This is a genomic window from Solirubrobacter phytolaccae (genome assembly GCF_027587195.1).
GTDB classification, from domain to species: domain Bacteria; phylum Actinomycetota; class Thermoleophilia; order Solirubrobacterales; family Solirubrobacteraceae; genus Solirubrobacter; species Solirubrobacter phytolaccae.
The window spans coordinates 34,882-46,256 of the sequence record NZ_JAPDDP010000065.1 but is presented as its reverse complement, the minus strand read 5'-3'; the positions used below and the strand labels follow the sequence as shown (position 1 = coordinate 46,256).

The following is an 11,375-nucleotide window of genomic DNA, read 5'->3' as shown; positions in this document are numbered from 1 at the left end:
CGGCTGGTCGCGGCGCCACGCGCGGTGCGGCTCGCGCGCCGGAGCAGGCCGGCACTCGCGCCGCCGCCCTCGGTGAGTGCTCCGGCCGGCGCGCCGGACTCGTGCGCCTCGCCCAGGAGAGAGGCGAGGTGCGCGGCGAGGTCGCGCCGGCCGGCCGTGGCGGGCGCCACGTCGACGAGGCGGAAGAGCGCCGCGCGCAACGCGGGGTCGCGCGAGAGCAGCTCCATGCCCCGGTCTTCGAGCACCCGGGTGCGGCTCCGGCCGGCTTTCGCCTGGCCGGCCGCGATCTGCCGCCCCAGCGCGCGCACCCGGGCCTCCACGTCGGGAGGAACGGGCTGGGCCGGCGCAGGCGTGGGCGGAGCGACGAGTGCCATTCGCCTGGCGACGCTATGTCAGCACGCGGTTTGCCACCATCATCACCCGTCCGGAGTTGGTTAGACGACTGTTCAAATGCGTGCGATCGAGTTCCATGGCGACGAACGGCTCGAGCTGGTCGAGCGGCCCGACCCTGCGCCCGCGCCGGGCCAGCTGCTGATCGCCCCCAGCGCGGTTGGCATCTGCGGCACCGACGTCGAGATCTTCGAGGGCTCGCTCGCGTACTTCCGGATGGGGATCGCCGAGTACCCGATCGTGCCCGGCCACGAGTGGACGGGCGTGGTCGTCGACGTGGGGGAGGGCGTGACGGGCTTCTCGCCCGGCGACCAGATCGTCGGCGAGGTCGCGATCGGCTGCGGCGTCTGCGTGCGCTGCCGCGCCGGCCGCTCGCACCTGTGCGCCCGCCGGACCGAGACCGGCATCGTCCACATGGACGGCGCGATGGCCTCGCGGATGGTCTTCCCGGCGGCCTACGCGCACGTCGTCCCGTTCTCGTCACGCCAGGCCGCGCTGGTCGAGCCGACGTCGGTGGCGCTGCACGGCGTCACGCGCGGCCAGGTCGCGGGCAAGCACGTCGTCGTGATCGGCATCGGCCCGATCGGCCTGCTCGCCGCGCAGATCGCCCGCGCCCACGGCGCCGCCTCGGTGACCGTGAGCGACACGCGCGAGGACCGGCTGCTGCTCGGCGCGGGCCTCGGCTTCCCGCGCTTCGAAGGCCGGGAGGCGGAGTGGGACGACCCGGTCGCGGCCGCCGCGGCGGCGGCCGCCACCTTCGACGGCCCGGACGTCGCGCTGCTGTGCGCGGGCGGCCCCGGCGCGATCCGCGCGGCGTTCGCGGCGGTGCGCCCGGGCGGCACCGTCGTCGCGCTCGGCCTCTCCGGCGCGCCGGAGATCCCGTTCGACTGGGACGGCCTGGTCGTCCGCGACATCGACCTGATCGGCGTGCTCGGCTCCGTCGGCTACTGGCAGGGCGCGATCGACCTGATCGGCTCGGGCGCGGTGCTCACCGAGCCGCTGGTCACCCGCGCGTTCGCGCTCGAGGACACGCGGGACGCTCTGGAGCGGCTCGTTGACCCGGGCTCGCTCAAGGTCCTGATCGAGCCCGGCGATTGAACGCGGCAGCCGACTTCGTCGGCGACAAGCGCAGTCGCTAGGGCAGCTCGTCCTCGTAGTCGCAGGCGGCAAGGACACGGCCGCCGGCGGCGCGAACCGCCAGCATCGCGCTGCCGACCTGCTCGATCCGGAGCTCGCGCGTGACGTCCGGCTCGAAGTACCACTCGACAGAGAGCGGGTACGGCGCGAACTCCCCGCTGTACGGGTTCTTGTCCACGAGCACGGTCAAGTCCGCCCGGGTGAGCCAGCGGCCATCGGCGGCCAGGCCGAGCAGGTCACGCAGCCGCGCGGTCAGCGCGTCGCGGTCGCCGGCGCCGGCGACGAACAGGCGGCAGTCGAGCTCGTCGGTCACAGGTCTCCCTCCGGGACGACGCCGGCCAGGAAGCGCTCCACCTGCGACGCGCTGAACGGCGGGCCGGCGAGCTGGGCGTCGACGTGGAAGACGCGGAACAGGTGGACGATGTAGTGCATCCGCTGCTCCAGGTTCGCCCAGTCCTCGGCGCCGCAGTTGTCGGGCGCGGGCGGGACGGGCTCGTACTGGGAGACGAGCGCGATCAGCTCGGGCTCGACCAGCTCGTGCAGGTCGGCCGGGTACGCGTCCTCCAGGTGCGTGCCGAGCGCGAGGATGCGCCCGGGCAGCGAGAGCACCATCAGCGAGTGCGTGATGACCTCGCGCGAGAAGCGTGCGACCAAGCTCTGCGCGGGGAGCGCGAGCGCGCCGACCGCCTTGGCGAGCCGCGGGCGGGACGTGCCGCAGAGCATCCGGCCCAGCTCCTCGGCGGTCACGTACGGCGCGTCGAGCGCCTCGCCGATCTCGGGCTGCAGGCGCGTCTGCTCGTGCAGGCCGATGCTCAGGTTCGCGCGCAGCATCAGCTCCGCGCGGCGCTTCGGATCCTCCTCCACGAACGCGGCTTCGTAGGAGGCGAAGGCGACCTGGAGCAGCGGCGCGTCGACCGCGAAGGCGTCTTCCCGCAGCCACCGCGCGAATTCGTAGCCGATCTCCGCGAACACCTTCAGGTTCCCGCGCGCCACGGCGTCGCTCGCCAGCTCGACCGCGTCGAACGGCGTCCGCAGCCGGGCCATGGCGGAACCGAGCCGCGAGGACTTGTCGAACAGCCCTTTGCGCAGCAGCCAGCGACCGAACGACCGGAAGGGGTGCAGCAGCGAGCGTCCGACGCACAGCCGCTGCTCGATGTAGCCGAGCGCGTCCTCGCCGCGGATCGTGCGGCCCGCCTGGCGTGAGGCCCAGGTCGCGAACGTGCACCAGTTCGCGCCCACGCCGCCGCGCGCCGCGATCTCGGCGGACAGCAGCGAGTAGGCATGGGTGATCTCGAGGTTGCGCAGGACGGGGTTGCGGATCGCGGCGATCCGCCGCACGTCCTCGGGGCTTACGCGGTGCGAGTCCCGATCACCGCCCCGAGCGTCTCACCGGCGAGCTTCACCGTCTCGATGTCGTGCACGTCGGGGATCGTAATCGTGATGCCGTCCAGGCCGGCGTCGAGGTAGGCCTGCACCTGCTCGGCGACCTCGCTGGGCTCACCGACGAAGGCGCTCGCGCGGGCGCGCTCCGGGTCGGCGGCGCCGGACAGCACGGGCTCGAACTTGGCCACGGCCTCCTCGTGGGTCGGCGCGATGTACACCGTGCCCATGCGGGTCTTGGTGATCTCCGCCGGATCGCGGCCCACGTCCTCGCAATGCCCTTCGAGCACGCTGAGCAGGTGCTTGACGCGCTCGACGTCGCCGAACAGGTTCGACCCGTCCGCGTACTTGGCGACGAACCGCAGCGTCTTGCGCTCGCCGCTGCCGCCGATCAGGATCGGGATGTCGCCGCGGATCGGCTTCGGGTTGTTGAACGCGTTCTCGACGTGGAAGTGCGTGCCGGCGTAGGTGGCGACGTCCTGCGTGAACATCGCTCGCGTGATGTTCAGCGCGTCCTCGAGGTACTCGAAGCGCGTCTTCAGCGGCGGGAACGCGTAGCCGTAGGCCTTGTGCTCCTCCTCGAACCAGGCGGCGCCGAGGCCGAGCACGGCACGGCCGCCGGAGATGATGTCCAGCGTCGTGGTGATCTTGGCCACGAGCGCCGGGTTGCGGTACGTGACGCCGCCGACCAGCAGCCCGAGGTGGATCGAGGACGTCCGCGCGGCGATCGCGGCGAGCATCGTGTTGCCGTCGAACATGAAGTTCTCGGGCGGGCCGACGGGGCCGATCTGGTGCAGGTGGTCCATCAGCGAGAGCGAGCTGAACCCGGACTCCTCGGCGGCGGTCGCGATCTCGACGAGCTTCTCGAAGAGCGCGTCGGGCGCGACGTCCGGGTAGTTGAAGTTCGGGACGTGCAGGTCGAGCTCAAAGGGTGCGCGCATGGTGCTTCAGACGCTACCCCTGGCGAGTGAGATGAAGGCACGGGCGGCCGCACCGGACGGACCGCCTGCGCGCCAGGCCAGCGCGACCTGGCCGCGGAGCCCGAGCTCGAGCGCGTGCAGGTCGCCGACGGCGGGCTCGGGCAGCACCGCGACCCCCAGCCCGCGTCCGGCGAGCTGGGCGAGCACGCCCGGGTCGCTCGCCTCGAACGCGACCCGGGCCTGCAGCCCGGCGGCGTCGAGCAGCGCGCGGATGCCGGTCCCGCGCGGGAGGCAGATGAGCGGGTGGTCGGCGAGCTCGTCGATGGTGATGCGGGTGCGGGCCGCGAGCGGGTGGCTGGGCGCGACCGCGGCGACCACCGGCGCGTCGATCACGACGTGCGTCTCGAGGCCCTCCGGCGCGCCCGGGCCGAGCGACGCGCACGCGAGGTCCAGCTCGCCGGCGCGCACCGCCGCGAACAACTCGTCCGACGGCATCTCGACCAGGGTCATCTCCACGCCGGGATGCGCGGCGCTGAAGTCGGCGAGGAGGCCGGTCAGCAGCTGTGCCGGCCCGGCCGTGATCATCCCGATCCGCACCTGCCCGCGCAGCAACCCGGTGAGCTCCTCGACCGCGGTCCGGACGCCGCGGGTCGCCGCGAGTGCGTCGCGAGCGAACGGCAGCACGGCCGCGCCGGCCTCGGTCAACGTGACGCGGCGGCCGCCGCGCACGAGCAGCTCCGCCCCGAGCTCCCGCTCCAGCCGGCGGACCTGGGCGCTCACGCCCGACTGCGCGACCAGCACCCGCTCCGCGCCGCGCGTGAAGCTGCCCTCTTCCGCCACCACCACGAAGTACTCCAGCTGCCGCAGCTCCATACGCAGCGATGCTAGCTCGCATCACAACCAGCTGTTGTGCGTATGGCGATTCGCGGCGACCCTGATGTGCATGACCAAGCCCGAAGATCTCACCCGCGCCTTCGTCGACCGCGTCAACGCCGGCGACGTCGACGGCCTCGTCGCCCTGTACGAGCCCGACGCGATCATCGCCTTCCCGCCCGGCCGGCTCACCCAGGGCCACGCCGCGATCCGCGCGCTGTACGAGGGGATGCTGGCCGGCAAGCCGCACTTCGAGTACGAGGAGCCGCTGACGACGCTGATCGCCGGCGACCTCGCGCTCACGGCCACCCCGGCCCAGGACGAGGCCGGCGTGCGCGCCCAGGTCGTCCGCCGCCAGCCGGACGGCACGTGGCTGCGCGTGCTGGACCGCCCGGACTTCACGCGGTAACGCCTCAGACTCCTCCCAGGAAACTCACAGGGAGCGAGCCGATACTGGGATTGTGAACGAGTCCAGCCGAGTCCTCGTCGTTGACGACGAGCCCAACATCGTCGACGTCATCTCGATGGCCCTTCGCTTCCAGGGCTTCTCCGTGGAGTCGGCGGGGACCGGCTCCGAGGCCCTGACCCAGGTCGCCGCCTTCCGCCCCGACCTGATCGTCCTCGACGTGATGCTCCCCGACATGGAGGGTTTCGAGGTCGCCAAGCGCCTCGGCGCCGAACGGGCCGGGACGCCGATCATCTTCCTCACCGCTCGTGACGCGCCCGAGGACAAGATCCGCGGGCTCACGAGCGGCGGCGACGACTACGTCACCAAGCCCTTCAGCCTTGAGGAGCTGCTCGCGCGCGTGCGCAACGTCCTGCGCCGCACGGGCAAGGCCGAGGCGGAGTCGAGCCGACTGTCGTTCGAGGACCTCGAGCTCGACGAGGACACGCGCGAGGTCGCGCGCGCCGGCGAGCCGATCGAGCTGACCGCGACCGAGTACCGGCTCCTGCGCTACCTGATGCTCAACCCGCGCCGCGTGCTCACGCGCGCGCAGCTGCTCGACCACGTGTGGGACTACGACTTCGGCGGCGACGCCCGCGTGCTCGAGACCTACATCTCCTACCTGCGCAAGAAGCTCGACCAGCACGGGCCGGGCCTCATCCACACCGTGCGCGGTGTCGGCTACACGCTGCGGGTTCCGCGGGCATGATCGCCTCCCTTCGGGGGCGGCTCGTCGCGGGGGTGCTCGCGCTGGCCGCCGTCGGCATGCTGCTCGTCGGCGGGATCACCTACACCACCCAGCGCTCCTTCCAGCTCGACCGGGTCGACCAGCAGCTGGCCTCCGCCGTCCCGGCGCTCCAGCACGAGTTCATGGAGCGCAACGGCGGCTCCTCCAAGAACCCCTACCGCGGCGGGAGACGTGGTGCACCGCCTCCGGGTGGCGGCGCACCCAGCGACACGTTCGGCCAGCTGCGCAACGCGTCCGGGACCGTCGTGGACTCGGAGTTCCTCGGGCCGGACGACTCGGGCGAGTCGCCCGAGCTGCCGGCCGACATCGCGCTGGGAGACGCCACGACGGTGGAGACCCCGCAGGGCGACTACCGCGTGCTCGCGCAGCGCTTCGGCGACAACGCCGTGACCGTTGCCGCGATCCCCTTGAGCGCGACCAACCAAGCGCTCGACCGGCTCCTGCTCGTGCTTTCGCTCGTGATCGGCGGCGTGCTCGCTCTGGTCGGCGCGTTCGCGTGGGTGGTCGTGCGGATCGGCCTGCTGCCCTTGGATCGCATGGGGCACACCGCGGCCGCGATCGCGGGCGGCGATCTGTCGCATCGAGTCGAGATGACCGATCCGCGGACCGAGGTCGGCCGGCTCGGGACGGCTTTGAACCGCATGCTCGATCGGTTGGAGGACGCGTTCGCGGCGCGTGAGGCCTCCCAGGAGCGGCTGCGGCGCTTCATCGCGGACGCGTCGCACGAGCTGCGCACGCCGCTGGTGTCGATCCGCGGCTACGCGGAGCTCTACCGCATGGGTGCGGCGCGTTCTGATGAGGACGTCGCGAAGGCCATGCGCCGGATCGAGGACGAGTCGGCGCGGATGGGCGTGCTGGTCGAGGACCTGTTGACGCTGGCGCGGCTCGACGAGGTGCGCCCGGCCCCGCACGTCCCGGTCGACCTGGCGGTCCTGGCCTCGGACGCGGTGGACGACGCACGCGTGACGGCGCCGGATCGCACGATCACTTTGGAGGCCGACCACGGCTGGGTGACCGGCGACGCCGACCAGCTCCGCCAGGTGTTCGCCAACCTGCTCCGCAACGCCTTGGTGCACACGCCCTCGGGCACGCCGATCGAGGTGTCCGTGGAGCGGCACGAAGAGACAGTCGCGTTGGAAGTGCGCGACCACGGCCGCGGTCTGCCGGGCCAGGACCCGGGCGCGCTGTTCGAGCGCTTCTGGCGCGCCGAGGCCGGACGCGAGCGCGGCAAGGGCGGCGCCGGCCTGGGCCTCGCGATCGTCGCGGGGATCGTCGACGCGCACGGGGGCACCGTGTCGGCGGCGAACGCCCCGGGCGGCGGCGCGGCGTTCCAGGTGCGCCTGCCGGCGCGCTGAGGTCGTTGGGCGGTTGGCATCGCGCGTGAGGGAGGCGGCGATGGGGTGGCGTGGCCTTTCGCCTCGTCGGAATGCGTGCTTTTCCACAGAAGCTCCATCGTCGATCACCGTCGAATAAGGGTCTGCGACGCGTCGAAGTAACGAACCCTTCGCTATGCGACAGGTTCGTTGCGCCCACGCCCCCGCGAGCGCTCGGCCGCGTGCGGCGCTGCCGTGCATGCAAAGCAAGGGTCGCGGATGACTGCAGGCATCCCGGAGCAGCGCCGACCGCTCTCGAGGTGTTGGCGACGCGCTCCACGTCTCTACGGCCCCCGGGAACGGATCAGGCTGCGTCGTTACCTTCTGGCGCCTGATGAGCGATTCTCTGTTTGCGTTTGACCGGGCTCAAGGCGTCCGGTACGTCTGCGGTGCGGATGAGTCAGGGCGTGCCTGCATGGCCGGACCGCTGGTTGCCGCCGCAGTCCGGTTTGACTACGAGCGGTTGAATGCGGACGGCGTCGCGCGGCTGGCGGATCTGAACGATTCCAAGAAGCTGTCTCCGCGGCGGCGAGCCGCGCTCTTGCCGGTCGTTCTCGAGATGGCGGACATGGTCATGACCGCGATCGTCCCGGCAACTCAGATCGACCGTGAAGGGCTGCACATGTCGAACATGCGCGCGCTTGGCTGCGTGCTCGACGCCGTGACGGTGGACGGTTCAGCGGACCTGGTGGACGGGTTCGAGCTCAAAGGCGGCGCGACGTCTCCGCGGCAGATCGTGCGAGGAGATCAAACGTCGGCAGCGATCGCGGCGGCCTCGATCGTCGCCAAGGAAACCCGTGACTGGCTCATGCGACAGCTAGACGACCAATACCCCGGCTACGGGTTTGCGGTGCACAAGGGATACATCACGCCCGCGCACGTGGCGGCGACCGTCGAATTGGGTCTCTCGCCAGCCCATCGGCGAAGTGTTCGCTGGAAAGCGTCACCCGGCCGCAAGAACGTCGACAGGGGAAACGCAACGCTCCCGACCTCCGTCGAAGCCGGTGACGATTCTGGAAGGCCGGTCGAGCAGGTCGAGGCAGCAACAACTCAGCCGACGAAGAAGAAGGCGGCGGGATGGAAGACTTTGCCGGACGCCGAGAAGGCGCAGTACCTCCTCGATCACCAGACGTTGTCTGACCGCAACTGGACGGACGAAGCCCGGCTTAGAGGCGAGAAGCGCGAGGCCTTCGTCCGGCGCATCCTGCTCGGTGACGGCCCGCGCGACGAGTCCGACGAGATTGACACCGCCCGCCAAGGCAGCATCTTGCCAGAGGGATAGTGGCCGATCCGAGCGACATCGCTGCCGGGGGAAGCCGTCGGCGGTGCCGATGGCTTCACGATCAACGATCGTGGATCAGCAACCCCAACGTGGGTTGCAGATCCTGCCGTCGCTCATGATGATCCCCTGCGTCGGGGCAGAGATCGGCGCGGCGGAGACGGATCCGCTCCCGACCGGAGTCGCGTTGGCGGACGCCGGGGCGACCACGGCGACCATGGCGAGGGCAGGAAGGGCGAACAGCGCCAAGGTGCGGCGGAGAGCGGTGAACACGGGTGCGTCCTTTCGGTGGTGAACGGTCTCACGCACCCTCTCGCGCCCGCCTGAGCCGAACTATGAGGGAAACCCCTTGACCTGCGGGCGCGGGCCCAGGGGGTCGACGACGCCAGCGACGGAGTCGGCGCCGCGCCGGCGACGGTGATGCGCCCCGGCCGCCCGACGTGGTGTCGAGCCAAACTGCGGCTCCACGTGCAATCGAATGTGATTCCCTTCGACGATTTCGCGTCTTCTGCGCAGGATCGGAGGGGGTCACTGCGCAAAGACGATTCGAAGACCCCAGGCCTCGAGCTTCGCGACGATCGGCCACTCCTCCGGGCCGAGCCCGATCCAGTACGACAAAGCGCGTTGTAGCTGCGCGACGTTCGCGACAAGCCATTTGCGTAGTGGCGCGAGTTCCAAGGTGGGGTCCTCGCTGAGTGTGTCTCCTGCGGACTCCAGAAGCAGGTCGACGACGTCCCGAACGACTTCCGGGTGCCAGGCGGCAGAGAGCTCACGCTGAGCGAACTCGACGAACTCCTCCAGCCGCTCCGCGTCGGCAGACTCGATGCCCCAATCCTGCATGGTGTGGTCGTTCGGCAACCTGAGCGCGACGGCGAAGCAGAGCGGTGCTTCTCGACGGTTACGCCGCTCCCGTCAGCCGACAACCGGTGCGAGCTCCGAGGACATGACGAGTGGACGTTGCCGGCTGGGTGCCTCGCGCGGCACCCAGCTTGCTAGACCGCGTGGATGCGTTTCATCTCGGGGTGCGGAAACTGGGAGATCACCGGACACCCTCGTGATCACCAACCGAACCCCTGGCGATCAGGACCGCGTGGTGATCTCGCTGGTCCGGTTCCCGATGGCGGCCGTGCGCGAGATCAGCGGCGGGTGAGCCGAGCGGGGGCACCACCAGCGACCGGACCGCTGACACGGCTGTGGCCCGAGAGGCGGGCCCAGGGCCGTTGGTGGTCTCGACCTCCCCCGGAATTCCAACGACTGTGCCGCCAGGCTCAGCGGGCCACGGACCCGGTGCGTGAGCTGCGCTCGGCTCAAGCGAGCAACTCGACGCGGTTACCCCATGGGTCCGCGACGAAGAACCGACGTACATCGGCTAGGGCGTGGTCCCAGGCGACCTCGGTCCCTGCTTGCTGCAGTCGCGCCGCGACCTCGTCGAGCGCCGCGGCTTCGACGCGGAACGCCGGGTGCGCCTTCAGAGCGGGCTGGAAGGGCTCTTCGATGCCGACGTGCAGCTGCTGCGCACCGACCGCGAACCACACGCCGCCGCGAGCTCTAAGCGGCTCCGGCTTGGGTAACTCGGCGAGCCCGAGCAACTCCCCGTAGAACCGGCGCGCTGCCTTCTCGCAGCCCGGCGGCGCCGCGATCTGCACGTGATCGAGACCGATTACGGCCATCCCAGGAGGGTAGATGCCGCCTGACGCGAGGCACCGAGCAGGATGGTTCTTTTCGACGGTTCCGCGAAGTCGCGGGGTTGGGTTCACGTGGCCGTCGTGGTGGGGATCGCCCTCTGGGTGATCGGTTCCGCGCATGGCACGCGGACTGCAAGCACACGCATCCCGGCGATACTGCGGGGTATGGCGGTCGTTGCGGAGCAGCGGGCATGGTGGGCGCAGAAGCTCGTGGCGTACGACGTCGATCCCGAGACGTTCCTCGTGCACGCCCGGGTTGCGGCACGGTTGGTCCCGGACGTCAGCGGCACCTCCGCTTTGGCCGGAGTGCCGCGAATGCCGAGGGACTGGCAGTGGCCGGCCTGGCGAGAGCAGGCGTTGAAGTACATGGCGCGCGTGGACCTGGGTTCGGTCGCGTCCGTCCTCGACGTGGATGCGCGCCATGGCCTCCCCGCCGTGGGGACGCTCCATCTCTTCGCTCACGCCACCGGCGATGGCTCCGGGCCGGAGGACGCTGGCGCGTTCGCCGCGTTCATCGCCGACGGCGACACGCTGTTCCCGACCCCGAGAGTCGTGCACCCGGACTTGGGCGAGTACGACATCGAGTATCCGGAGCGGAAGATGTCGCTTGCCGCGGAACTGGTTCTGCCGTCCTTCTTCGCCGACGAGCTTCCCGAGTTCCCGGACAACGATCTGGATGAGGCGTACTGGGACCTGTTCGACGAGTTCAACGACACGTTCTTCGCCGGGGCGCCTAAGCACCGCGTCTGCGGGCTGCCGGACATCGTGCAGAACCCGATGGAGCCTGACTGCGCGCCTGTCGCCGACGACTGGCGCCTTCTCGCGCAGCTGGACACCGACGAGGACATCGGGTTCTTCTGGGGCGACACGGGCTGTATGTACTGGTGGCTGCGCCGGCCGGACTTCAGCTCCGGCCGCGTTGAGCGCCACTGCGGATTCGTGCAGACCACCTGACTAGGCGACTGCGTCGATCATGACCCACACGGTCGCGGCGAAACAGCACTATCCCGACGATCTCACGGCGCTGCTCAGCGCGTTCGTGCGACGGCACCAATCCGAGATACAGGGCGCCGCCTGACAGCGCCTAGATAAATACTGTCGTATAGGACGGTATCTGTGCTACGTTGTTCGCACCGGTCGATGAC

General features: G+C 70.5%; 12 protein-coding genes and 1 pseudogene. 6 read left to right on the top strand and 7 right to left on the bottom strand.

Annotated elements, in window-relative coordinates; all coding sequences use genetic code 11:
* Positions 1–374 (bottom strand): annotated as a pseudogene (locus tag OJ997_RS27065) (hypothetical protein); the annotation flags it as partial.
* A gap of 76 nt (positions 375–450) precedes the next feature.
* On the opposite strand from OJ997_RS27065, the gene OJ997_RS27060 reads away from it, so the two are divergent.
* Positions 451–1,488, top strand: coding sequence for a zinc-dependent alcohol dehydrogenase (locus OJ997_RS27060; RefSeq protein WP_270028421.1), 1,038 nt, complete (start codon positions 451–453; stop codon positions 1,486–1,488).
* A 37-nt stretch (positions 1,489–1,525) separates the two neighbouring features.
* Here OJ997_RS27060 and OJ997_RS27055 read toward each other — a convergent pair whose 3' ends face one another.
* Genes OJ997_RS27055 through OJ997_RS27040 form a run of 4 tightly spaced genes read right to left on the bottom strand, consistent with a single transcriptional unit; the run spans position 1,526 to position 4,700 of the window.
* Positions 1,526–1,840, bottom strand: a complete 315-nt coding sequence (locus OJ997_RS27055) for a hypothetical protein (protein ID WP_270028420.1) — start codon at positions 1,838–1,840, stop codon at positions 1,526–1,528.
* A complete protein-coding gene (locus OJ997_RS27050; RefSeq protein WP_270028419.1) occupies positions 1,837–2,865 on the bottom strand; it encodes a hypothetical protein in 1,029 nt (342 codons plus the stop codon). Before OJ997_RS27050 ends, OJ997_RS27055 begins: the two co-directional genes overlap by 4 nt.
* Before the next feature lie 11 nt (positions 2,866–2,876).
* Positions 2,877–3,848, bottom strand: a complete 972-nt coding sequence (locus OJ997_RS27045; protein ID WP_270028418.1) for an LLM class F420-dependent oxidoreductase — start codon at positions 3,846–3,848, stop codon at positions 2,877–2,879.
* A gap of 6 nt (positions 3,849–3,854) precedes the next feature.
* Positions 3,855–4,700 (bottom strand): LysR family transcriptional regulator, encoded by an 846-nt coding sequence (locus tag OJ997_RS27040; protein WP_270028417.1) that lies wholly within the window; start codon positions 4,698–4,700, stop codon positions 3,855–3,857.
* Positions 4,701–4,770: 70 nt separating this feature from the next.
* On the opposite strand from OJ997_RS27040, the gene OJ997_RS27035 reads away from it, so the two are divergent.
* From OJ997_RS27035 to OJ997_RS27020, 4 genes are all read left to right on the top strand, one after another.
* A complete protein-coding gene (locus OJ997_RS27035; RefSeq protein WP_270028416.1) occupies positions 4,771–5,109 on the top strand; it encodes a YybH family protein in 339 nt (112 codons plus the stop codon).
* Positions 5,110–5,161: 52 nt separating this feature from the next.
* Entirely contained in the window at positions 5,162–5,854 is a 693-nt protein-coding gene (locus OJ997_RS27030) for a response regulator transcription factor (RefSeq protein ID WP_308213591.1), read from the top strand.
* Positions 5,851–7,248: a sensor histidine kinase gene (locus tag OJ997_RS27025; RefSeq protein WP_270028414.1), complete on the top strand. Its 1,398-nt coding sequence runs from the start codon at positions 5,851–5,853 to the stop codon at positions 7,246–7,248. The genes OJ997_RS27030 and OJ997_RS27025 overlap by 4 nt, the downstream gene beginning before the upstream one ends.
* A gap of 352 nt (positions 7,249–7,600) precedes the next feature.
* The gene (locus OJ997_RS27020; RefSeq protein WP_270028413.1) at positions 7,601–8,548 is read left to right on the top strand and encodes a ribonuclease HII; all 948 of its coding nucleotides are present in this window, start codon (positions 7,601–7,603) and stop codon (positions 8,546–8,548) included.
* Between the two features lie 525 nt (positions 8,549–9,073).
* Here OJ997_RS27020 and OJ997_RS27015 read toward each other — a convergent pair.
* Entirely contained in the window at positions 9,074–9,385 is a 312-nt protein-coding gene (locus OJ997_RS27015) for a hypothetical protein (protein WP_270028412.1), read from the bottom strand.
* Positions 9,386–9,852: 467 nt separating this feature from the next.
* Entirely contained in the window at positions 9,853–10,215 is a 363-nt protein-coding gene (locus tag OJ997_RS27010) for a VOC family protein (protein ID WP_270028411.1), read from the bottom strand.
* Between the two features lie 87 nt (positions 10,216–10,302).
* On the opposite strand from OJ997_RS27010, the gene OJ997_RS27005 reads away from it, so the two are divergent.
* Positions 10,303–11,184 carry a DUF1963 domain-containing protein gene (locus OJ997_RS27005; protein WP_270028410.1) on the top strand — a complete coding sequence of 294 codons (882 nt, stop codon included), beginning with the start codon at positions 10,303–10,305 and terminating at the stop codon, positions 11,182–11,184.
* The last annotated feature ends 191 nt before the right edge of the window (positions 11,185–11,375 follow it).

Coding starts and splice junctions, on each gene's coding strand:
- OJ997_RS27010 (WP_270028411.1), bottom strand. CDS start 10,215: ATGGCCGTAATCGGTCTCGATCACGTGCAGATCGCGGCGCCGCCGGGC.
- OJ997_RS27040 (WP_270028417.1), bottom strand. CDS start 4,700: ATGGAGCTGCGGCAGCTGGAGTACTTCGTGGTGGTGGCGGAAGAGGGC.
- OJ997_RS27025 (WP_270028414.1), top strand. CDS start 5,851: ATGATCGCCTCCCTTCGGGGGCGGCTCGTCGCGGGGGTGCTCGCGCTG.
- OJ997_RS27035 (WP_270028416.1), top strand. CDS start 4,771: ATGACCAAGCCCGAAGATCTCACCCGCGCCTTCGTCGACCGCGTCAAC.
- OJ997_RS27060 (WP_270028421.1), top strand. CDS start 451: ATGCGTGCGATCGAGTTCCATGGCGACGAACGGCTCGAGCTGGTCGAG.
- OJ997_RS27015 (WP_270028412.1), bottom strand. CDS start 9,385: ATGCAGGATTGGGGCATCGAGTCTGCCGACGCGGAGCGGCTGGAGGAG.
- OJ997_RS27020 (WP_270028413.1), top strand. CDS start 7,601: ATGAGCGATTCTCTGTTTGCGTTTGACCGGGCTCAAGGCGTCCGGTAC.
- OJ997_RS27045 (WP_270028418.1), bottom strand. CDS start 3,848: ATGCGCGCACCCTTTGAGCTCGACCTGCACGTCCCGAACTTCAACTAC.